Source organism: Streptomyces sp. NPDC004561, assembly GCF_053602155.1.
On sequence record NZ_JBSGDB010000103.1, the window covers coordinates 1 to 22237 of the forward strand.

Annotated in this window: 17 protein-coding genes, 1 pseudogene and 1 riboswitch; of the genes and pseudogenes, 14 read left to right on the forward strand and 4 right to left on the reverse strand. The window is 73.7% G+C overall.

The window, feature by feature from the left end:
- A pseudogene (locus tag ACWEN3_RS16205) lies at nt 1–588 on the forward strand (transcriptional regulator); the annotation flags it as partial.
- A 19-nt stretch (nt 589–607) separates the two neighbouring features.
- On the opposite strand, the gene ACWEN3_RS16210 reads toward ACWEN3_RS16205, so the two are convergent.
- Nucleotides 608–1393: a hypothetical protein gene (locus tag ACWEN3_RS16210; RefSeq protein WP_452970743.1), complete on the reverse strand. Its 786-nt coding sequence runs from the start codon at nt 1391–1393 to the stop codon at nt 608–610.
- Between the two features lie 308 nt (nt 1394–1701).
- Between ACWEN3_RS16210 and ACWEN3_RS16215 the strand changes: the two genes are divergently transcribed.
- Entirely contained in the window at nt 1702–2667 is a 966-nt protein-coding gene (locus ACWEN3_RS16215; RefSeq protein ID WP_452970746.1) for a nucleoside hydrolase, read from the forward strand.
- On the opposite strand, the gene ACWEN3_RS16220 is transcribed toward ACWEN3_RS16215, so the two are convergent.
- Entirely contained in the window at nt 2664–3782 is a 1119-nt protein-coding gene (locus tag ACWEN3_RS16220; protein ID WP_452970784.1) for a HoxN/HupN/NixA family nickel/cobalt transporter, read from the reverse strand. The genes ACWEN3_RS16215 and ACWEN3_RS16220 overlap by 4 nt on opposite strands.
- Before the next feature lie 29 nt (nt 3783–3811).
- Nucleotides 3812–4008: riboswitch (cobalamin riboswitch) on the reverse strand.
- Between the two features lie 78 nt (nt 4009–4086).
- Here ACWEN3_RS16220 and ACWEN3_RS16225 point away from each other — a divergent pair.
- Both ACWEN3_RS16225 and ACWEN3_RS16230 read left to right on the forward strand, forming a co-directional pair.
- On the forward strand, nt 4087–4437 hold the full coding sequence (locus tag ACWEN3_RS16225) for an ArsR/SmtB family transcription factor (RefSeq protein ID WP_452970749.1): 351 nt from the start codon (nt 4087–4089) through the stop codon (nt 4435–4437).
- Nucleotides 4438–4543: 106 nt separating this feature from the next.
- A complete protein-coding gene (locus tag ACWEN3_RS16230) occupies nt 4544–6190 on the forward strand; it encodes a glycoside hydrolase family 13 protein (protein WP_452970751.1) in 1647 nt (548 codons plus the stop codon).
- Between the two features lie 13 nt (nt 6191–6203).
- On the opposite strand, the gene ACWEN3_RS16235 is transcribed toward ACWEN3_RS16230, so the two are convergent.
- Entirely contained in the window at nt 6204–6923 is a 720-nt protein-coding gene (locus ACWEN3_RS16235) for a DUF4142 domain-containing protein (protein WP_452970786.1), read from the reverse strand.
- A gap of 282 nt (nt 6924–7205) precedes the next feature.
- Here ACWEN3_RS16235 and ACWEN3_RS16240 point away from each other — a divergent pair, with 282 nt between their 5' ends.
- From ACWEN3_RS16240 to ACWEN3_RS16275, 8 genes are all read left to right on the forward strand, one after another.
- The gene (locus ACWEN3_RS16240) at nt 7206–7892 is read left to right on the forward strand and encodes a DUF6445 family protein (RefSeq protein WP_452970753.1); all 687 of its coding nucleotides are present in this window, start codon (nt 7206–7208) and stop codon (nt 7890–7892) included.
- A gap of 139 nt (nt 7893–8031) precedes the next feature.
- Nucleotides 8032–9258, forward strand: coding sequence for an NAD(P)/FAD-dependent oxidoreductase (locus ACWEN3_RS16245; RefSeq protein ID WP_452970756.1), 1227 nt, complete (start codon nt 8032–8034; stop codon nt 9256–9258).
- Nucleotides 9259–9263: 5 nt separating this feature from the next.
- Nucleotides 9264–10163 carry an RNA polymerase sigma-70 factor gene (locus tag ACWEN3_RS16250; RefSeq protein ID WP_452970759.1) on the forward strand — a complete coding sequence of 300 codons (900 nt, stop codon included), beginning with the start codon at nt 9264–9266 and terminating at the stop codon, nt 10161–10163.
- A 160-nt stretch (nt 10164–10323) separates the two neighbouring features.
- A complete protein-coding gene (locus ACWEN3_RS16255) occupies nt 10324–12237 on the forward strand; it encodes a glycoside hydrolase family 15 protein (protein WP_452970762.1) in 1914 nt (637 codons plus the stop codon).
- Nucleotides 12230–13633 carry an MFS transporter gene (locus ACWEN3_RS16260; protein ID WP_452970765.1) on the forward strand — a complete coding sequence of 468 codons (1404 nt, stop codon included), beginning with the start codon at nt 12230–12232 and terminating at the stop codon, nt 13631–13633. Before ACWEN3_RS16255 ends, ACWEN3_RS16260 begins: the two co-directional genes overlap by 8 nt.
- Before the next feature lie 48 nt (nt 13634–13681).
- The gene (locus ACWEN3_RS16265) at nt 13682–14389 is read left to right on the forward strand and encodes a DUF4328 domain-containing protein (protein WP_452970767.1); all 708 of its coding nucleotides are present in this window, start codon (nt 13682–13684) and stop codon (nt 14387–14389) included.
- Between the two features lie 40 nt (nt 14390–14429).
- Nucleotides 14430–15107 carry an SDR family NAD(P)-dependent oxidoreductase gene (locus ACWEN3_RS16270; RefSeq protein ID WP_452970770.1) on the forward strand — a complete coding sequence of 226 codons (678 nt, stop codon included), beginning with the start codon at nt 14430–14432 and terminating at the stop codon, nt 15105–15107.
- A 126-nt stretch (nt 15108–15233) separates the two neighbouring features.
- Nucleotides 15234–16172, forward strand: coding sequence for an MIP/aquaporin family protein (locus tag ACWEN3_RS16275; protein WP_452970773.1), 939 nt, complete (start codon nt 15234–15236; stop codon nt 16170–16172).
- A 607-nt stretch (nt 16173–16779) separates the two neighbouring features.
- Here the strand turns inward: ACWEN3_RS16275 and ACWEN3_RS16280 are convergent.
- Nucleotides 16780–17847 (reverse strand): PucR family transcriptional regulator, encoded by a 1068-nt coding sequence (locus tag ACWEN3_RS16280; RefSeq protein ID WP_452970776.1) that lies wholly within the window; start codon nt 17845–17847, stop codon nt 16780–16782.
- 233 nt (nt 17848–18080) lie between these two features.
- On the opposite strand from ACWEN3_RS16280, the gene ACWEN3_RS16285 reads away from it, so the two are divergent.
- The gene (locus ACWEN3_RS16285; RefSeq protein WP_452970779.1) at nt 18081–20270 is read left to right on the forward strand and encodes a flotillin family protein; all 2190 of its coding nucleotides are present in this window, start codon (nt 18081–18083) and stop codon (nt 20268–20270) included.
- A 388-nt stretch (nt 20271–20658) separates the two neighbouring features.
- The coding region (locus ACWEN3_RS16290; protein WP_452970782.1) for a DNA repair ATPase at nt 20659–22237 on the forward strand (1579 nt) is incomplete at its 3' end.

Below are 22237 nucleotides of genomic sequence, written 5' to 3' on the forward strand. Positions count from 1 at the left end.
GAGGGCCGGGTCGCCGAGGCCGACGCCTCGCTCGCCAAGGCCGCCGAGCTGTACCGCCAGCTCCGGCTGCGCACCGAGCTGGCCAACTGCCACTGGATGCGCGGCTACATCCACGCGCAGAACGGCGAACTCGGCGGCGCGGAGCGAGAGCTGCGCCAGGCGCTGGACATGCTCGCGGAGAGCCGGGCCGCCCTCTACCGCAGCCAGGCCGCGGTCGAACTCGCGGACGTCCTGCACCGCCGGGGCAAGTCGGCGGAGGCCGCCGCACTGCTGGAGGGCGTCCTCGGGGACTTCTCCTCCGAGCGCGGCGCCGTGCACGCGGCCGGCGCGCACCGTCTCCTCGGCATCATCGCCGAGGACGCCCGCGACACCGAGGCGGCCGAGGAGCACTACGTCCGCGCCCTCAGCCTGCTGGAACGGGCGGGCGCGGCGGGTGACCTGGCCGACCTGTGCCGCCTGCTCGGCGACCTGCTGCGCCGCACGGGCCGGATCGACGCCGCCCTGGACGCCTACCGCACCGGCCTCGGCCACCGCACCACCCCGGGCACCACCACCCTGGGCCCGGCCCCGGCCCAGCCGCCGCTGTAGCCGCCGGGGGCCGCGGGGCTCACACCTGGGCGCGGCCCTGCCTGCGGATGTCCGCGAGCCTCAGCGCGCCGACCTGCACGGCCGCCTGGGTCGCGTCGTTCGGCACGTCGCCGAGGCCGCCGTTGGTGAGGGCGAAGGCGTCCCCGCCGACCCGGACGGCGGCCACCTCCAGCGTGAGCGTCGCCTCCTGTCCGTCGGTGGTCGTACCGGCGAGGGTGACCCGCAGTCCCTGGCGCGCGTCACCGACCTCGGGCAGCGGGGCCTCGGAGACCTGCACGTCCTCGACGGTGCCGTCCTGCGTGGTGGCCGTGAACCGGGCGCACTGCGCCGGCATCGTCCGCAGCCACGCCAGCGCGGAGTCCACGTCGGCCGGGCGGCGCGCGCCGATCTGGTAGCGGAGCTGGGCGTTGGTGTCGGCGTCGTCCAGGCCGACGGCGACGCGTGCCGGGCCGCCGAGGAGCTGGTCGCTGTAGAGGGCGTCCAGCAGCCGCTGGCACTCCCCGGCCGAGGTGGCCGCCTTCAGCAGCCCGTCCCGCCAGGTGGCCGCGCCGCGCGTCGCGGTCCAGGGGGCGCCGAGGTCGGTCTGGGTGATGAGCGCGGCCTGCGCCTGCTCGTCGGTGAGCGTGGAACCGTCGCTCCGCGTGGTCGTCCTGGGCGTCGGGCTCGGCCGGTCGATCGTGGGGAAGGGCTGCGGCGCGGTCGCCGGCTGCTTCAGGCTGAGGGCCGCGCAGCCGCCGAAGGCGAGGAGGCCGGTGGCTATGAGGGACAGCAGGAGGCGGCCGTGGGGGCGTATCTCGGTGTACATCGGGGTGCCTCCTGGACGGCGGGCCGGTGGGGGTTGCCTCCTCTCACGCCACCACCGCCCCGACCGGCCCACCAGCGCGACGGGCCGTCCGGGTGCCAGCCGTCCGGGTGAGCGGGTCGTCCGGGTGCGGGCCGGGGAGAACCCCTGGTCCGGCCCGCGTCCCCCGGTCTGCCGCACCGGCCGCCGGACGGGGCGGTCGTACGGCACACCCCGGCGGTGTGCGTCCGGCGCCCGCGAGGCCGCCGGGCCCTGACCCTCATCTAGGGTTCGGGAGTCGGTTGTACAGGGGTACGACGAAGGAGCCCGCCGTGGACGGTCAGCCCATCCCCGTGATCATCGACTGCGACACCGGCGTCGACGACGCCCTGGCCCTGCTGCTCGCGGTGCGCCACCCGGGCCTGGACCTCAGGGCGGTGACCTGTGTCGCCGGGAACACGGACGTCGACGGCGTGGTCCGCAACACCCTGACCGTGCTGGAGCGGGCGGGCGCCCCCGACATCCCGGTGGGCCGGGGCGCCGAACGCCCGCTGATCGAACCGGCCCGCTCGGCCCGGCATGTGCACGGCAGCGACGGCATGGGCGACCTGGGCCTGCCGGCCCCGGCCCGCGCCCCCGCCGACGTGGACGCCGTGACCCTCCTGCGCCGCGAGATCCTGGCCTCCCCCCGCCCGGTGACGCTGATCCCCACCGCGCCCCAGACGAACATCGCCCTGCTGCTGCGCACCCACCCGGAGGTGACCCGCAACATCGAGCGGATCGTCTTCATGGGCGGCGCGGTCGCCACCGGTAACGCCACGCCCGTCGCCGAGTTCAACGTCTGGCACGACCCGGAGGCGGCGGCGATCCTGCTCACGGCCGGGGTGCCGATCACGATGTACGGCCTGGACGTCTTCATGCGGGTGGTGGTGCCCGCCGCGGACGTCCACCGGCTGCGCGCGAGCACCGACCCCGGCACCCGGCTGGCCGGCGACCTCCTCGCGCACCGCCCGGCCGCGCAGGGCGAGCCCCCGGAGGCGGAGGAGGCGGGCGGCGTCTTCGACGCGGGCGCCGTGTGCGCGGTCGCCGACCCGGCGGGCATCACCACCCGGCTGCTGCCGGTCGAGGTCTCCCTCGCCCCCGGCCCCACCCGCGGCCAGACCGTCGTCGACCGCCGCCCCCGCCCCGGCGAGTCCGAGATCCACGGGGGCCGCCGCGAACAGCCCCTGGTGGACGTCGCGCTGGACGTGGACGTGGACCGGTACGTGAAGCTGTACCTGGAGACGGTGGAACGCTAGGGGGTGTCCGAGGCGGCGGCCCGGGCCGTCCAGCGCTCCTCCACCCTGGCGAACCGCCAGTACGACAGGGCCGCCGCCCACACCACCACGAACAGGCCGACGATGAGGTATCCGGCGCTGTCCAGGCTCAGCCCGGCCACCCAGCCGGTGACCGGGTCGGTCAGCCCGAACTTCTCGTGCAGCACGCCGACCAGTTCGATCGTGCCGATGAAGAAGGCGACGGCGACGGACAGGCCGGTGATGGCGAGGTTGTAGAACACCTTGCGCACGGGGTTGGAGAACGCCCACTGGTAGGCGAAGTTCATGAACGTGCCGTCCAGCGTGTCGAAGAGGCTCATCCCGGCGGCGAACAGCAGCGGCAGACAGAGGACCGCGTACCAGGGCAGCCCCGCCGCAGCGCCCGAGCCGGCCATCACCATCAGCGTGACCTCGGTGGCCGTGTCGAAGCCGAGCCCGAAGAGGAAGCCGAGCGGGAACATCTGGCCCGGCCGGGAGACGGACCGGGTCAGCCGCCCGAGGATCCGGTTCATGAACCCCCGCGAGTCCAGGTGCTGTTCCAGTTCCCGCTCGTCGTACGACCCGGCGCGCATCGCGCGGAAGACCTTCAGGATGCCCACCAGGGCGACCAGGTTCAGGGCCGCGATGAGGTAGAGGAACGTCCCGGAGACCGTCGTCCCCAGGAAGCCGAGCACCTGGTGGGTCCGGGAGTGCTCGTCCATCACCCGGCCGGCGAGCCGGGTGCCGCCCGCGATCAGCAGGGCGAGGACCACCACCACGCTGGAGTGCCCGAGCGCGAACCAGAAGCCCACCGACACCGGTCGCTTGCCGTCGGCCATCAGCTTGCGGGTGGTGTTGTCGATCGCGGCGATGTGGTCGGCGTCGAACGCGTGCCGCATGCCCAGGGTGTAGGCGGTGACGCCGAGGCCGATGCCGAAGACGTCGGCGCCGACCCTGTAGTGCTCGGGTACGACGAGAAGGAGCAGGATCCCGAGGGCGACCACGTGCAGGGCGACGATCACCGCCAGCAGCCCCGCCGTCTTCAGGGTGTCCTCGCGCCGCCACTTGAAGGAGGCCGCGGCGGCCGGGGCCGTACGGGCAGGGTCGGACAGGGGCATCCGGTTCACGCTCCAGCACCTCGTGGATCACTTCGTGAGATGCCGCGGCCGGTCTCCTGGCTTACGGGTCGTGCGTCCGCCGTCCCTGCCTTCCCGGCAGGCCCTGCGGCCGACCAGTGGCCCGGCGCTGGTCACGCCGGACGGGACGAAGACTCCCCGATCACAGTGGCGAGGGCCGCTCCGGTTTCGCACCGGCTTCCCGAACACCACGGCCCGCCCACCGTAGGGGGCCGGGCCCTCGGCTGCATAGCTGCACAACCGCGCAGGTATTCAAGATCACATGACGGCCTGGCAGGATGACGCCATGCATCTCGTGCCGGCCGACCGAGCGGGCCGTCGCACCATCGACGGCCACCGGGTGTGCGAGGCGATCGCCGCCATCGGCGACGCGGGACGGGTACGCGCCTGGGCCGACCGCTTCGCCCTCCTCGCCGACCCCAACCGGCTCGCCCTGCTCCTCGCGCTCCACCGCGCCGGCCCCCTCGCCGTCTCCGACCTCGCCGTCGCCACCGGCATGAACGACCCCGCCGTGTCACAGGCCCTGCGGCTGCTGCGCGCGGCGGGGGCCGTGGCGGGCGCGAAGGAGGGCCGGGTGGTCAGGTACCGGCTGGTGGACGGCGAGTTGCGGGGGCTGCTGGAGCACTGCGGGGCCTGAACCCTCCGCCGGGAGGCCCCTTCCGGTGTCCGAAGGTTCCCTTTCCGGATGATGTGGACAGATTCCCTACGTCCAGCGAACGTCGTACCGCCCGAACGGAACGCTTATGGCAGACCTCTCGTCCAGGAACCCCGACTGGTGGCGGCAGGCCGTGATCTACCAGGTCTATCCGCGCAGCTTCGCCGACGCCGACGGCGACGGCCTCGGTGACCTGAAGGGCCTCACCCAGCGCCTGAACCACCTCGCCGCGCTCGGCGTCGACGCCCTGTGGCTCAGCCCCTTCTACCCCTCGGAACTCGCCGACGGCGGCTACGACGTCGCCGACCACCGGGACGTCGACCCCCGCCTCGGCACCCTGGACGACTTCGACGCCCTGGTCGCCGAGGCCCACCGGTTCGGCCTGAAGGTCGTCGTCGACATCGTCCCCAACCACACCTCGCACCGGCACCGCTGGTTCCGGGAGGCGCTGCGCGCCGGCCCCGGCTCCCCGGCCCGCGACCGCTACGTCTTCCGCCCCGGCCGCGGCCCGGGCGGCGAACTCCCGCCCTCCGACTGGCAGTCCGTCTTCGGCGGCAGCGCCTGGCGGCGCACCCCCGACGGCGAGTGGTACCTGCATCTGTTCGCCCCCGAGCAGCCCGACCTGAACTGGGACAACGAGGAGGTCCGCGCCGACTTCCGCACCACCCTGCGCTTCTGGTCCGGCCGGGGCGTCGACGGCTTCCGCGTCGACGTGGCTCACGGCCTGGCCAAGGACCTGACCGAGCCGCTGCGGGACGTCGGCGGCATCGGCGCCACCGGCGAGGCGGCCCTGCCGCGCGTCGCGCCGGGCAGCCACCCCTACTGGGACCGCGACGAGGTCCACGAGATCTACCGGGACTGGCGCAAGGTCTTCGACGCCTACCGCCCGCCGCGCTCCGCCGTCGCCGAGGCCTGGGTGCCGGGCGCCCGCCGCGCCCTGTACGCCCGCCCCGACGAACTCGGGCAGGCCTTCAACTTCGAGTACCTGGAGGCGCACTGGGACGCGGCGGAACTGCGCCGGGTCATCACCGAGGAACTGGCCACCGCCCGGGCCGCCGGCGCCTCGGCCACCTGGGTGCTCTCCAACCACGACGTCGTCCGCCACGCCTCCCGCCTCATGCTCCCGCCCGGCACCGACCCCGGTGCCTGGCTGCTGTCCGGCGGCCACGCGCCCGAGGTCGACGCGGGGGCGGGCCTGCGCCGGGCCCGGGCCGCGACCCTGCTGATGCTGGCGCTGCCCGGGTCGTCGTACCTCTACCAGGGCGAGGAACTCGGCCTCCCCGAGGTCGCCGACCTGCCCACCGAGGTCCTCCAGGACCCGATCTGGGAGCAGACCGGCCATGTCCGCAAGGGCCGCGACGGCTGCCGGGTGCCGCTGCCCTGGACGGCGACCGGACCGTCGTACGGCTTCGGGCCGGGCGCCGCCTGGCTGCCGCAGCCGCCGTCCTTCGCGTCGTACGCCGTCCAGGCGCAGGCCGGGGTGGAGGGCTCGACGCTGGAGCTGTACCGCACCGCCCTCCGGCTGCGCCGCAAGCTCCTCGCGGGAGAGACCCTGAGCTGGACGCCGGACACCCCCGCCGGCGTCCTCGGCTTCAGCCGCTCCGACGCGTGGCGCTGCGTCACCAGCCTCGCCGCCGAGCCGGTGCCCCTGCCGGCGGGCGAGATCCTGCTGAGCAGCGGCCCGCTGCCCGGCACCGGGGTCCTGCCGCCGGACACCACCGTCTGGCTCGCCTAGTGCCGCGACCGCACTAGCCCACGGTCGGGCTGGGGCTCGGGGTGGCGCCGCCGCCCCCGGTGAGGCCGTTGATGTCCACCGGCGTGGACGTGGGGTTCGGCGGCGGGGTGAGCACCACCTCCGGCTGACCGGGGGCCGGGGGTGGCGGGGTCAGGTCCGAGTTGGGCAGCTTCGGCGGGGTCGTCTGCTGGAAGAGGGTCTGGTCGAAGTCGACCAGACCGGTCTTCTCCATCACCGTCATGTGGTCGAGCACGGTGTCGTTGGCCTGGTCGGCGAGGGCGCGCACCAGCGAGTTCTTGGTGGTGGAGCGGATCTTCGCGATGGCGTTGAAGATCGCACCGTGCGTCATCCGCAGGATGTTGGCCATGTCGGAGTCGAACTTCTTGCCCTTGTCCGCCCGCAGCGTGTTGAGGAAGCCCTCCTGCTGGGGACTCGCCAGGTCGGGCAGCGTGATGTTCAGCAACGGGGCGATCTTGCGGCAGGTGGTGTCCAGCGCCGCGTGGCCGTCGAGCAGATGGTGGCCCGCGGTGACGGCGGCCGGTGTGGTCCCCTTCTGCAACGCGAGCTGCCCCACCGGGTACTCCCACAGGCCGGCGGCCCGCACCTTCACCACGAAGTCCCGGTCCTGCTCGGTGAGCGGCCCCCACTGGGTGTTGGCGATGACGCGGTCCTGGGCGGTGGTGACCTTGGTCATGCCGAGCATGCTCGGGTAGGCCAGTGCCGCGAGGGTCATGGCCATCGCACCGCCCACGAAGAGAGTTCCCGTCGCGTTCCGCGAAAAGCGCACCGTGCCTCCTGCCCGGTCGTGGATCCCGCCCACGAGAACGGCGTGGGAGGTTCGGACGCACAGAAGTACGGACGCGGAGGCGATCCGTCTCTGCCACTCGGGTAAAAATCTGCCCGTCGCCCAACCAGGCTCCTGCCACCGTCCGTTGACGGCCCCTGACGAACGGTTGGCGAAACGTTGACCATCCCTCGGGAGAAGGGGGGCCGAACGCGGGCCTAGATTCGCCGCATGCCCCCACAGCCGCCTCCCAGGATGCCCGCCGCCCTGCCGGTCCTGCCCTACCGCAAGCCCACCAAGGGCCGTGACTACTGGGTCCTGGACGACGTCCTGCCCGACGTGGACGCCGTACGGGAGCGGTGCCTGGCCAAGGACGACTGGGTGAAGGGATACCCGTACACCTCGGAGACCTGGCCGGGCCTGCGCGCCATGCCCGGCCTGGAACCCGCTGAACTGGGGCGCATCGAACGGCTGGTGAAGAAGGCCACCGGCGCCAGGGAGCTGTGGGTGCAGAAGGCGCCCGGCGGCGGCACCCTCAACCACAACTGCGTCCAGGTGGTCGGCGAGGGCGAGAGCCAGCCCCGCCCGCACACCGACTCCCGCGCGTTGTGCCGGTACGCGGCCGTGCTGTACCTGAACCCGCACGTGCCCAAGGACTGCGGCACCAGCTTCTACCGCCAGCACCTGCCCGGCGGCCGGCTCGGCGGCAACGTCGTGCAGGCCCCGCACAACAACCTCGTCGAGGCCCTCGGCACCCGCTTCGTCGCCCCGGACGCCTTCGAGGAGGACGTCCGCGTCCCCCACAAGTACAACCGCCTCCTGCTCTACAACGCCAACCTCGTGCACAGCGCGACCGGTTACTCCGGCAGCACGCTGGAGGAGAAGCGCATGACGGCGGTCTTCTTCTGGATGGCGTGAGCGCGCTTCGACCGGTCGTCCGATTCCCCGCCGCGGACCTGTCACATCCGCCGCTCCCCGTCTGTCCCGTGGTCGTCACCGGCGAACGGAGACGATCCGGGACCCGACCCGGGCCGGTGACCCGACCTGGGGAGTGGACATGTCGAAGCAGCGCGGAACAGCACGACGCCGGCCGGCCGCCGACGGCCACCGGGTGGTGGTCCTGGGCGGCGGCTACACCGGGCTCCTGACGGCGATCCGCCTGGCCCGCCGGACCGCCGCCCGGATCACCCTCGTCAACCCCTCGCCCCGCTTCACCGAACGCCTGCGCATGCACCAGGCGGCGGCGGGCGAACCGCTGGCCGAGCACGGCATCCCGGGCCTCCTGTCCGGCACGGGCATCGACTTCGTCCAGGGCCTGGCGACGGCACTCGACCCGGGGGCGCACACGGTGACGGTGACCACGGCCGGCGGCGACCGGACCCTGCCGTACGACACCCTGGTCCACGCCCTGGGCAGCACGGCCGACACGACCCGCGTCCCCGGAGCCGCCGAGCACGCCCACACCCTGGACGGGCACGGGTCCGCGGCCCGGCTGGCGGCCCGGTTGACGCAGGCGGCGGCCGGCACCCCGGTGACGGTCTGCGGCGGCGGCCTGACCGGCATCGAAGCCGCGGCGGAGATCGCGGAGAGCCACCCGTCCCTGGCGGTGACCCTGCTGAGCACGGGCGAACCGGGCGCGACGATGAACGAGCGGGCACGGGCGTACCTGCTCCGGGCCCTCGCCCGCCTGGGCGTCACCGTCCGCACCGGCACCCCGGTCGCCAAGGTCCTGCCCGACGCGGTGGAACTGGCCTCCGGCGAGCTGATCCCGTCCGCGGTGACCGTGTGGACGGCGGGCGTACGGGCCCCCGCCCTGGCGGCGGAGGCGGGCCTGGCCGTGGACGACCGGGGCCTGGTCCTGGTGGACGGCACCCTGCGCTCGGTCTCCCACCCCGACGTGCACGCCGTGGGCGACGCGGCGGCGGTCCGCATGCCCTGGGGCCTCCTGCACGGCACCTGCCAGAGCGGGATGCCGACGGCGGCGCACACCGCCGACACCATCGCCCGGCTGCTCCGGGGCCGCGCCCCGCGCCCCTTCCGCTTCGGCTACGTCCACCAGCCCGTGTCCCTCGGCCGCCACGACGCGGTCATCCAGTTCACCCACGCCGACGACACCCCCCGGCGGGCGTACCTGACGGGCCGGGCGGCGGTCCGGTACAAGGAGCTGGTCAGCTCCAGCCCCCTGCCGGTGTACCGGCTGAGCAGGCGCCTGAGCCCGCCGGTCACGGTGTCGAGGCGGGCGGCCGCCACCGCCCCCGCCGGGGCGCGGACTCTGGCAGGTTGAACCCCATGGAGAACGACACCCAGGCGCCCACGGATCCGTACTTCACCCACCGCCGCCTGCTGTTCGCGACGGCCTACCGGATGCTGGGCACCGTGACGGAGGCGGAGGACGTCCTCCAGGACACCTGGCTGAAGTGGCACACGGCCGACCGCCCGGCGGTCCGCAACCCGCGCGCCTACCTGGTCCGCACGGTCACGAACCTCTGCCTGAACCGCCTCACCTCGGCCCGCGCGACCCGGGAACAGTACGTGGGCCCCTGGCTCCCCGAACCCCTCCTCACGTCCCCCGACGCCTCGGAGGGGACGGAACTGGCGGACAGCGTGTCGACGGCGATGCTGGTGATCCTGGAAACCCTGACCCCCGTGGAACGCGCGGTCTTCGTGCTCCGCGAGGTGTTCGGCTACTCCCACGCGGAGATCGCCGGCATCCTCGACCGCCCCGAGGCCACCGTCCGCCAGACCGCCCACCGCGCCCGCGGCCACGTCCAGGCCCGCCGCCCCCGCTTCGACACCGACAGCGCGCGCCGTGCCCGCGTCACCAGCAGCTTCATCGAGGCGTGCGCGGGCGGCGACCTCAACGCGGTGATGGAACTCCTCGCCCCCGACGTCACGGCCTGGTCCGACGGCGGCGGCAAGGTCACCGCCGCCCGCCGCCCGCTGTACGGCCCCGACCACGTGGCCCGCTGGCTCCTCGGCGTCCTGGCCAAGCCCCAGGCGGCCGGCCTCTCCTTCGAGCCGACCCACATCAACGGCGAGCTGGGCGTCCTGTGCGCCGTCGCGGGCGTGCCCGTGGCGGCCCTGACGTACGACCTGGCGGAGGACGGCATCAAGAACCTGCGCCTCCAGGTGAATCCGGAGAAGCTGAAGGGCGTGCGGGGGGACGACGGCACACCGGGGCCGGGCTGAGGAACGGGCGGGCGGCCCCCCGGCCCGGGGCCGGGGCGCCCATCTCACCCGCGGGGGGTGAGGCGGCACCCGCCGGGCGGCCGGACCCTTGGCGTGCGCAGGCCGATGCGAGCCTGCCCAGGCCGCTGAGGCGCGTCAGCCCGACGAGGGAGAGACCCCTGTGAACCGGTACCCGCCCATCGCCGACCACGGGATGGTCGGCGATCTCCAGACCGCCGCCCTGGTGTCCTCCGAAGGAAACATCGACTGGTGGTGCACACCACGCTTCGACTCGCCCAGCCTCTTCGCCTCGCTCCTGGACAGCGAGCGCGGCGGGCACTGCCGCCTCGCCGTGGAGCTCCCGGACGGCGACGGCATGACGGCCCGGCAGCTGTACCTGTCCGACACGGCCGTCCTGGTCACCCGGTTCATGGCGCCCGGGGGAGTCGGCGAGATCGCCGACTTCATGCTGCCCATCGACTCCCCGCTGCCGCAGGACCGCCATCGTCTGGTGCGGGTCGCCCGGGTGGTGCGAGGCCGCCTGCCCTTCACCTTCTCCTGCCGGCCGCGCTTCGACTACGCCCGTGCCCCCCACACCCTGGACCTGAGCGACGGCCACGCCGCGGTCTTCCACGGCCCGGGCATCGACCTGCACGTGCAGTCCACCACCGGCGTCCCGCTGCGCGCGGAGGGCGACGACATCACCGCCCGCTTCACCCTGTCGGCGGGAGAGGCGGCCGCGTTCGTGCTGACCAGCGCGGACGGCGGCACCCCCGCACCGCCCCGGCCCTCGCTGGAGGCCGTCGCCGACGACTTCGAGACGTGCCGTGCCTTCTGGCTGTCCTGGCTGCGCTCCTGCACCTACCACGGCCGCTGGCAGGACGTCGTGAACCGCTCGGCGATCACCCTCAAGATGCTCACCTACGCCCCCACCGGTGCGCCCATCGCCGCCGCCACCATGGGTCTGCCCGAGCAGATCGGCGGCGAGCGCAACTGGGACTACCGCTACACCTGGATCCGGGACGCGTCCCTGTCCGTGCGGGTCCTGATCGATCTGGGCTTCCACAACGAGGCGCACACCTTCCGGCGCTGGCTGCGCGACCGCATCGAGGCCGGTGGCACCACCTCGGGCGACCCCCTGCAGATCATGTACCGCGTCGACGGCGACCCCCTGCTGACCGAGGAGATCCTGGACCACCTGGAGGGCTACCGGGGCTCGCGGCCGGTGCGCGCGGGCAACGCGGCCGCCGACCAGCTCCAGCTCGACATCTACGGCGAGGCGTCGGACGCCCTTGTCGTGGGCGGCGACATCGGCGCGGTCCGCGGCTGGAAGGCGCTCAGCGCCACCCTGGAATGGCTCGCCGACCACTGGGACCAGCCGGACGAGGGCATCTGGGAGACCCGGGGCGGCCGGCAGAGCTTCACCTACAGCCGGCTCATGACCTGGGTGGCGTTCGACCGCGCCATCCACGTGGCGGAGGAGTTCTCCCGCCCGGCCGACCTCGCCCGCTGGACCAGCGTCCGCGACGCGGTCTTCCGGGACATCGTCGAACACGGCTGGCACGAGAAGCGGCATGCCTTCGTGCAGCACTACGACACCGACGTCCTGGACGCCTCACTGCTGCTCATGCCCAAGGTCGGCTTCCTCTCCCCCCACGACCCCGACTGGCTCAGCACCCTGGACGCCATGGAGGACGAGCTGGTCAGCGACAGCCTCGTCTACCGCTACGACCCCTCGGCGTCCCCCGACGGCCTGCGCGGCTCCGAGGGCACCTTCAACCTGTGCAGCTTCTTCTACGTCGAGGCGCTCGCCCGCAGCGGCCGGCTCAACCAGGCCAGGCACGCCTTCGACAAGATGCTCACCTACGCCAACCACGTCGGCCTGTTCGCCGAGGAGATCGGGCCCTCGGGCGAGCAACTGGGCAACTTCCCCCAGGCGTTCACCCACCTCGCCCTGGTCACCGCGGCCGTGGCGCTGGACGAGGAACTGGGCAGGGCGGAGTCGGGCGCCCGTGCCCACGAGCACGGGAATCCGGCGACCTACGGCCTGAGGGTCCCCGCCGAGAGCACGGCACGGGGAGACGACGGTGGTTGAGACGGTCGCGCCGAAGCAGGCGGCGGGACAGGGGCGCGTGCTCGCGGCCCTGTCCCTCGCGCAGTTCATCTGCAGTTTCGCCGGCTCCAACATGAACGTGATGATCAACGACATCAGCAGGGACCTGAACACCACCGTCCAGGGCGTCCAGATCGCCATCACCGTCTTCCTGCTGGTGATGGCGGCGCTGATGATCCCCGGCGGCAAGCTCACCGACCGCTACGGCCGCAAGCGCTGCTTCCTGACCGGTCTCATCGTGTACGCGATCGGCGCCCTGCTCAGCGCGGCCGCTCCCGGGCTCGGGGTGCTGATCCTCGGCAACTCCGTCCTCGAAGGGGTCGGCACCGCCCTGCTCATCCCGCCCGTCTACATCCTGACGACCGTCCTCTACCCCGACGTGACCTCCAGGGCCCGCGCGTTCGGGGTCATCATGGCGCTGGGCGGGGTGGGCGCCGCCGCCGGCCCGCTGCTCGGCGGCCTCATCACCTCGGCGATCAGCTGGCGCGCCGCCTTCGTCTTCCAGGCCCTGGTCATCGCGGTGATCGTGCTGCTGAGCCGGCACATCGACGACCCGCTGCCGCCCGACCCGACCCGCTCCTTCGACACCGCGGGGGCGGTGCTCTCCTCCGTCGGCCTCGTCCTCGTCGTCATGGGCATCCTGGCCGCGGACAACAGCATCTGGCTCATGATCGGGCTGCTGGTCCTCGGCGCACTCGTGCTGGCGTGGTTCTTCCGCTCCTCGCGTGCCAAGGAGGCGGCCGGCGAGGAACCGCTGCTCTCGCTCGGCCTGTTCCGCAACCGCACGTCCAACCTCGGACTCGTCACCCAGAACGTCCAGTGGCTGATGCTCCTGGGCTCGTCGTTCACCGTGGCCGCCTATCTGCAGGTCGTGCGCGGCTACAACGCGATCCAGACCGGTGTCGTCTTCACCGCGGCCACGCTGGGACTGCTGGTCACGTCCCTGTCCGCCGAGCGCCTGGCCCGGCGGCACCCCCAGCGCACGCTCATCATGACCGGTTTCGTCGTCTGCATCGCCGGCGTGGTCGTCCTGGTCGCCCTCGTCGCGGCCACCGCGACCGCCTGGGCCTTCGTCCCCGGACTCCTGCTGATCGGCCTCGGGCTCGGCGTCATGCTGACCCCGTCGGTCAACGTCGTGCAGTCGAGCTTCCCGGAGGAGCAGCAGGGGGAGATCTCGGGCCTGTCCCGCAGCGTGTCGAACCTCGGCTCCTCCTTCGGCACGGCCATCGCCGGCACCATCCTGGTGGCCGGGCTGACCAAGGGCGCCTACGCGGCGGCGATGCTCGCCCTGGCGGTCATCGGGCTCGGCGGTCTGGCCGCGGCGGCGCTGCTGCCCCGGGACCGCCCCGGCGCGGTGAAGGCCCCGTCGGGGACCTGACGCGGGTCCTGTTCGCGGCCCGGGCCCCGGGTGCGCCAGGATGAGCCGATGACCGAACGGATAGACCAACCGGCCGTCCACACCCTCGGGTTCAGGTCCGTCGAGGGACCGGGGCGGCTGGCTCAGGGGGGACTGCTGCTCGCGGGGCTCGGCTGGGCCGTGCGGGGCGTGTGGGAAGTACGGCTGGCGCTGGCCGGGGAGCCCGCCGCGGGACCGCCCGACCAGGGCAACGGCGTACACCGGCCGCTCGACGCGCTGGAGAACTCGTACCACCTCGTCACCACCCTCGGGAACTGCCTCGTCGTCCTGTGCGTGCTCCTGTTCACCGGGTGGCTGTGGCGGATCCGGGACAACGCGCTCGAACTGTCGGGGGACAGACCCCGGTACGCCGGGATCTGGGTGTGGCTCGGGTGGATCGTGCCCGTCGTCAACCTGTGGTTCCCGCGCGGGATCGTCGCCGACGCCTTCCGCCGCAGCGCCCCGGGACGGAGGCTGCCCGTCTCCGTGAACGTGTGGTGGGGGCTGTGGCTGGCCGGCCTGCTCAGCGGCGTGGGGCTCCTCTCCCGCTACTCCACCGACGAGATCATCGCCCGCGCGTACACCGGGGTGTGGCCGCTGCTCCTGTCCGACGCGGCCGTCGTGGGGGCCGCCATCGCCGGGGCCCTCGCCGTGCGGGCCGTCACCGTCGTACAGGCGGAGCGGATCCGGGAGACGGCGCGGGTGCGCGAGCCCGGGGCGGTGGCGGCCGGGGGCTGAGCCCCGTCCGGGATGCGGGCCGCGGCCCGGTGGGGTACGGATGGGTGGCGTGAGCGTTTTCGCCGTCGTCGGAGCCGGGCCGGGGCTCGGGGCCGCCGTCGCGCGGCGGTTCGGGCGGGAGGGCTACGACGTCGCCCTCGTCGCGCGGGACCGGGAGCGGCTGGACGCGCTGGTCCGGGAGCTGGGCGAGAACGGGATCACCGCGCGCGGGTTCCCGGCCGACGTGCGGGAGCCGGAGGAGCTGACCCGGGCCCTCGGCGAGGCCGGGCGGATGCTGGGGACCGTGGAGGTGCTCCAGTACAGCCCGGTGCCCCACCGGGACTTCATGCGACCCGTGCTGGAGACCGGGCACCGGCAGCTGATCGGGCCGATCGAGTTCTCCGTGTACGGGCCGGTCGCCGCCGTGCAGCAGGTCCTGCCGGGCATGCGCAGGCTCGGGCGCGGCACCATCCTCTTCGTCAACGGCGGCACGGCCGTCGTGCCCCACACCGACCGGGCCGGGACCTCCATCGCCTTCGCCGCGGAGAGCGCGTACGGGCATCTGCTGCACGAACGGCTCGCGGCGGAGGGGATCCATGTCGCGCAGCTGGTGATCCCGGGGGCCATCACCCCGGGCCACCCCCGCAAGGACCCGGACATGCTCGCCAGGACGCTGTGGAACATGCACCGGGAGCGACGCGGGTTCCGGCACTTCGCCGACGACCTCGACAGCCGCTGAGAGCCGGCCGGGGCCGACCCGTGCGGGGGCCGAACGGCCCGCCGGCCGGCGCCCGCCCTGCATCAAGAGCATTTATGGGCCAAAATGGTGATGTTGGCCGCATTGCTCTCTTCAAAGGGGGCCTCAATGGCTGTCGAAATCCCTCCGTTGATCAAGCCCTCCCAGCTCCGGGCCAGGGGAGGCCTGCTGGGCGAGTGCCTCGCGGAGTTCCTGGGGACGTTCGTCCTCATCGCCTTCGGGTGTGGTTCGGTCGCGATGGCGGTCGCCGCGCTGCCCGGTTCGGGCCGTGCCGCCACGCCCACCACGATCTTCCTCGCCGCCGGCGACTGGCTGCTGATCACCTGGGGCTGGGGGATGGCCGTCGTCTTCGGCGTCTACGTGGCCGGCGGGGTCAGCGGCGCCCACATCAACCCGGCGGTGACGCTCGCCATGGCCGTGCGCCGCGGGTTCGCCTGGGCCAAGGTGGTGCCGTACATCTTCTCGCAGGTGGCCGGCGCGTTCGTCGGCGCGGCGCTGGTCTACCTCGTCTACCACTACGCCATCACCGCCTTCGACTCCGCGTTGAACGCGCCGAAGACGAACGGGCACACGCTGGCCTCGTTCTCCATCTTCGCCACGTTCCCGGCCGCCTACTTCCACGGGGGCGTCGCGGGTCCGCTGATCGACCAGATCGTCGGCACGGCGTTCCTGGTCATGTTCGTCGTCGCCGTCATCGACCTGCGCAACCAGGCCGTGAAGGCGAACCTCGGCCCCCTGATCATCGGCTTCGCCGTCGCCGCCATCGGCATGTCCTTCGGCGCCAACGCGGGCTACGCCATCAACCCGGCCCGCGACTTCGGGCCCCGGCTGTTCACCTGGGTGGCGGGCTGGGGGAGCCTGGCGCTACCGGGAACCGAGGCGGGCGCGTTCAGCGACTACTGGTGGATCCCGATCGTCGGGCCGTTCATCGGCGGGGTCATCGGGGTCCTGGTGTACGACCTGTTCATCGGCGACGTCCTGGTCGTGCGCCAGGAGATGGCCGAGCTGCCCGAACCGGGCCGCACCCGGCCGGTCGAGGAGGAGTAGCCGGGAGAAGCCGGACGGTCGGCCCCCGTGAGCCCCCTCCGGGGCGGAGAGCGTCCTGCTCGGCGTGGGGCCGCAGACCCGACGGTTCCGGCCGCACCGGCCGTGCGCCGACCGCCCCCGGCCGCGGCACGTGGTCGAGCCCGCCCAGCAGCCGGAAGGCGGCGTGCCGGTCCAGCAGCCCGGAGGCGGCGTGCCGGTCGGGTGGTCTGAAGGTGGCGTGCTGGTCGGGTGGTCTGAAGGTGGCGTGCTGGTCGGGTGGTCTGAAGGTGGCGTGCTGGTCGGGTGGTCCGGAGGTGGCGTGCCGGCCGGGCAACCCGGAGGTGACGTGCCTGTCGGGCGGCCTGAAGGCGGCGCCCCTGTCGGGCGGCCCGGAGGTGGCGTGCCTGTCGGGCGGCCTGAAGGCGGCGCCCCGGCCGGGCAACCCGGAGGCGGTGCGTCGGCCGGCGGCTCGTAGGGGACGGCCACCCGCCGGGCAGGCCGTAGGGGACGGCCGTCGGCAGGATCACGGCGATCGGGGCGGACGGCTGGACCCGGGCGCGCCAGGCCGGCCGGGCCTGTGCCTGCCGGCGCGTCCCTCGGGTCCTCCGCGCCGTCCGTGCCGTGCGGCTCACAGTGGCCGGTTCGGCCAGTCCAGCAGGCGGGCCCCGATCACCGCCGTCTGCAGCATGTAGCGGTGGGCCGGGTCGGCCGGATTGGCCGCGGTGAGCTTGTGGATGCGCTCCAGGCGGTAGGTGAGCGCGCGCACGCTGAGGGAGAGCCGCCGGGCCGCCTCGGCGGCCACGCAGCCGGCGTCGAAGTACGCGACGAGGGTGTCCAGCAGCGGCGCCGCCCCGCCCCGGGCCGAGGTCAGCGGCCCGAGCGTGTGCTGGACCAGGTCCGCCATCGCCTGCCGGTCGCGCGCGAGAACGGGGTAGACCAGCAGGTCGGCGGCGCGCAGCAGCGGCGCTTCCAGGGCGAGCCGGTCGGCCATCTCCAGCGCGGCGAGCGCCTCTTCGTAGGACTGCACGACCCCGCCGGGGCCCGGCTGCGGCCGGCCGATCGCGGCCCGGCCGCCGCCGGTGGCCGCGTACGCCTGCTTGGCGAAGTGGGTGAGGACGTCGTCCTCGTCGCCGGGCGCGATGCACAGCAGCCGGCCGTTCTTGGTGGTGAGCAGAAAGCTGTGGGAGTCGAACCGGGCGAGGACGGCGGCCTCGACCCGCCGGGCGACCGGGCCGCCCTCGGCGTAGGCGGCCGGGCCCTCGGCGACGGCCACCGCGTGCGCGCGGGACAGCCTGAGACCGAAGCGCTCGGCCCGCTCGGCCAGCCGGCCCAGGTCGCTGCGGCCGTAGAGCAGGTCGTCGATGAACTCCCGGCGGCCCGCCTCCTCCCGGCGCACGGTGAGCCGCTGGGCCCGCTCGTAGCCGTCGGCGAACGCGTCGACCGCCTGCTCCACGGCGGCCAGGGCGGCCAGCGTGCTCTCCGCCGAGCCGGGTCCGGTCGGCCAGGCGGCCCGCGCGGCGGCCAGATGGGCGACGACCAGGGCGCGCAGCCCGTGTCCCGCCTCGGCGGCCTGCTCGCCGAGCGCGCGGCGGGTCTTCAGTTCCTCCCGGCTCAGCCGCCGGCCGGTGTCCGCGACCTCGGCCAGCGTGCGGGCGAAGCCGTCCAGATAGCGCTCGGGTATGTCGTGGTCCGTCACCCTGCCCCGTTCCCCCGTGATCTTGACGTGCCGGTGACGTTTTCCTGACGCGAGTCCGGCATCGAGACAGTAGTGAACACTGCCGGAGACCGGCAATGCGCAGGCGTGCGTCCCCGCCGCACCATCTCTGCGGGGAGCACTACGGAGGGTTCCGGTGCCGGGCACCGGCAGATGTCCGGCACCGGAGCCACGGGGGAGCTCCGAACTCGTCGTCTGACACAAGGACATATGCCATGGAAGCCCTTGGCGTGCTGGTCGCCGCCTGTCTGGTCGTCGCGGTGCTCGCGCTGCTCGCGTTCTCCCGGCTGTACCGCAAGGTGGACCAGAGCCAGGCCCTGATCGTGTCGAAGACACGGCGGGTCGACGTGTCCTTCACCGGGCAGGTCGTGCTGCCGATCCTGCACAAGGCCGAGGTCATGGACATCTCGGTGAAGACCATCGAGATCAGCCGCTCCGGCCGCGACGGGCTGATCTGCCGGGACAACATCCGCGCGGACATCCGGATCCTGTTCTTCGTGAAGGTCAACAAGACCGTCCCGGACGTCATCAAGGTCGCCCAGTCCGTGGGCACCGAGCGCGCCAGTCACCAGGACACGCTCCAGGAGCTGTTCCACGCGAAGTTCTCCGAGGCGCTGAAGACCGTCGGCAAGCAGATGGACTTCACCGACCTCTACACCAAGCGCGAGGAACTCCGGTACCACATCATCGAGTTGATCGGCGTCGACCTCAACGGCTACCACCTGGAGGACGCGGCGATCGACTACCTGGAGCAGACACCGCTCACCCAGCTGGACCCGGCCAACGTCCTCGACGCACAGGGCATCCGCAAGATCACCGAGCTGACGGCCGTGGAGCACGTGCGCACCAACGAGGCCAAGCGCACGGAGCAGAAGGAGATCACCCGGCAGGACGTCGACGCCCGCGAGGCCATCCTGGAGCTGGAGCGCCGGCAGGCGGACGCCGAGATCAAGCAGCGGCGGGAGATCGAGACCTCCCGCGCCCGCGAGGAGGCCGAGACCGCCCGGGTGATGGAGGAGGAGCGGCTGCGCGCCCAGGGCGCCTTCCTGCGCACCGAGGAGCAGCTGGGCGTGCAGCGCGAGAACCAGGCCCGGGAGATCGCCGTCGCCGCGAAGAACCGCGAGCGGGTCATCGCCGTGGAGAACGAGCGCATCGAGAAGGACCGGCTCCTCGAGGTCATCGCCCGGGAGCGGGAGACCCAGCTGACCAGGATCTCCGCGGAGAAGGAGGTCGAGGCGGAGAAGCGGGAGATCGCCGAGGTCATCCGGGAGCGGGTGGCGGTGGACCGTACGGTCGCCGAGCAGGAGGAGTCCATCAAGAAGCTGCGCGCGGTCGAGCAGGCCGAACGCGACCGGCAGGCGATCGTCATCGCCGCCGAGGCGGAGGCGCAGGAGAAGCTGGTCAAGGACATCAAGGCCGCGGAGGCCGCCGAGCAGGCCGCCACGCACCGCGCCGCCGAGGAACTCACCCTCGCCGAGGCCCGGTTGAAGACCGCGGACCTGGACGCCCGGGCCAAGCTGCGGCTCGCCGAGGGCGTCCAGGCCGAGGCCGCCGCCGAGGGGCTGGCCGCGGCCCAGGTCCGCGACAAGGAGGCCGAGGTCACCGTGAAGGCCGGCCGCGCGGAGGCGGAGGCCACCGAGGCGCTGCTGCGGGCCGAGGCCGAGGGCACCCAGGCGAAGGCGCTCGCCGAGGCCGAGGGCGCGCGGGCGAAGGGGCTCGCGGAGGCCGAGGGCACCAAGGCCAGGACCCTCGCGGAGGCCGAGGGCGCACAGGCGGCCGCCCTGGCCACCGAGGCCCGGCTGAAGGCCGAGGCGGAGGGCGCCCGCGCCAAGGCGCTCGCGGAGGCCGCCGCCATCGGCGAGAAGCTGAAGGCCGAGGCCGCCGGCCTGACCGAGAAGGCCGCCGCGATGGCCGCCCTGGACGAGGCCTCGCGCGGGCACGAGGAGTACCGGCTGCGGCTCCAGGCGGAGAAGGAGGTCCGGCTCGCCGGTCTGGAGACGCAGCGGCAGGTCGCCGAGGCGCAGGCCACGGTCCTCGCCACCGGCCTGGAGCACGCCGACATCGACATCGTCGGCGGGGAGTCCGTCTTCTTCGACCGGCTCGTCTCGGCGGTCTCGTTCGGCAAGGGCGTGGACGGCTTCGTCGACAGCTCCCGCACCGCGCAGTCCCTGGCGAAGCCCTGGCTGGACGGCTCGGGCAGCTTCACGGACGACCTGAGCCGGATCCTCGGCCCGGTCGGTACCGCCGATGTGCAGAACCTGACGGTGTCGGCGCTGCTGATGAAGCTGATGAGCGGGGGCGGGGCGGACGCCGTCCAGTTCCAGAAACTGCTGGACCGGGCGGGCGAACTGGGGCTGTCGGACCGGCCGCTGGGCGCGCTGAACGGCAGCGCGGTGCACAACTGACGCAGGCCGGCACGGGAGCGCTCCTCGCCCAGGGGCGCCCCCGTGCCGGCCCGTGCCGCCCGGGGACACGACCGCCCGCGGGAACGGCAGCGCCCCGAAGGGGACGCGGGGACCGCGCGAGCGGCCACGGCGCGCCCGCGCCCGGCCGCGTGCCCCCTGCCCCACCGGTGCCGACCGCCCGCAGCGACGGCAGCGTCTCAAGGGGGTGCGGGGAACGCGAGCGGCCACGGCGCACCGGCGCCCGGCCGCGTGCCCCCTCCCCCACCGGTGCCGACCGCCCGCGGCGACGGCGGCGCCCCGCGCGGTTGACCACGGCGCACCCGCGTCCGGCCGCGTGCCCGCTGCCCCCTGGCGCCGAACCGCCTCCCCCTCGCTCGAAAGGGAACCCATGTCCACCGCCCCAGAGCCGTCCGCGGCCGGCAGCGTAGACGCCGGCACCTACGAGGTGCTGCGCGACCGGCTCGCCGGGCAGGCGGCCGAGCTGGCCCGGCGGGCCGAGGCGCTCAACGCCCGGCGGGACGAGGAGTTCGGCTCGGTCCGGCTCGACCTCGCCGCCACCGCCCGGCTGGGCACCGGGCACCCGTGCGTGCCCTGCGACATCGTGGCCGTCGGCGACGCCCTGCTGTTCGGCGGCACCGGCCGCGCGGCCGACGGCGCCGAGGCCGCGGTCGCCGACGTGCTCGCGCTGTACGACCGGGACGGCGCCCGGCTGGCCGAGGACGCCGTGCCCGGTCTGCTCGACGACCCGGCGTTCGTCCGGGAGTTCACCGCGCTGCACCGGTACTACCGGCAGGCCCGGCTGCTCCGGCTGCGCCGGGTCGACGGCCGCCTGCTGGCCGTGTTCCGCACCGGTGACAAGGCCGGGGACGTCCGCGCCCTGCGCTGGTCGCTGACCGAGGACGGCCGGGCCGAGTTCCTGGACGCGCGCGGCGAGCGTGACGACGTCTTCCCGCCCGCCCAGGACGTCACGTGGACCCGGACCAGCCGCGAGGACCACGTGCTGGGCCGGGAGCCGTACGTGGCCGTGCCCGGCGGGCTGGGCGTGGCCACCGTCGGCGGGACGCTCACCGTGCGCACCCCGCAGGGGGAGGAGCTGTATGCGGAGCCGGTGCAGGAGCCGCTCCAGTCCCTCGCGGACGCCGGCGTCGCCCACGCGCGCGTCGGCCCGCTGGTGCTGCTGCGGGTACGGCCGTACAAGGAGGACGCCGACCGGTACCTGGTGTTCAACACCCTGACCCGCGCGGTGGTCCGGCTGGACGGCCTCGGCCGGGCCTGCCGCCGGCTGCCCGAGGAGCAGGGCGTCGTGTTCCCCGGCGGGTACTGCCTGGCCACCGGGGCGCACAAGACGTACGACATCGAGACCGACGGCCTGGAGTACGAGCGCGAGGTCCGCGCGCCGAACGGCGAGGACGTGCTCTACGCCTTCCGGTCCCGGACGGGCGGCCGCACGCTGCTGCTGTCGTACAACACCCTGCGCAAGGAGGTCGCGACCCCGCTGCCGTGCCGGGGCTGGGCGCTGTTCGGGGACGGCGCCCTCGCCGTGCTGCGCGCCGACGGCGACGAGCCCGCGCACACCCATCCGCTCCAGTGGTGGACCTCGCCGTACGTCTCCGACACCCACGCGGCCGCCCGGCGCACCGGCGCCGGCGCGCTCGCCCGGGTCGGCAACGCCGACCTGGTGCGCGGGCTCGCCGACTGCCTGTCCGTCGCCCGGCTGGTGGCCGACGGCATCCGGACCGGCGAGGGCTACCGGGCGCTGACCGCCGCCTGCGTGCGCGCCGGGGACACCCATCACTGGCTCTCCGAGCCCGAACTCGGGGACCTGTACGGTCCGTTGGCGGCCGTGCGGGAGACCGCCGAGCAGGTGCTGGCCGAGTTCGAGACGTACTGCGGTACGGCCTTGATGCACCCCGTGCGTTGGCCCGTGGTGGGGGCTGGATCATCCCCGACAGTCTGTCCCCGCCCTA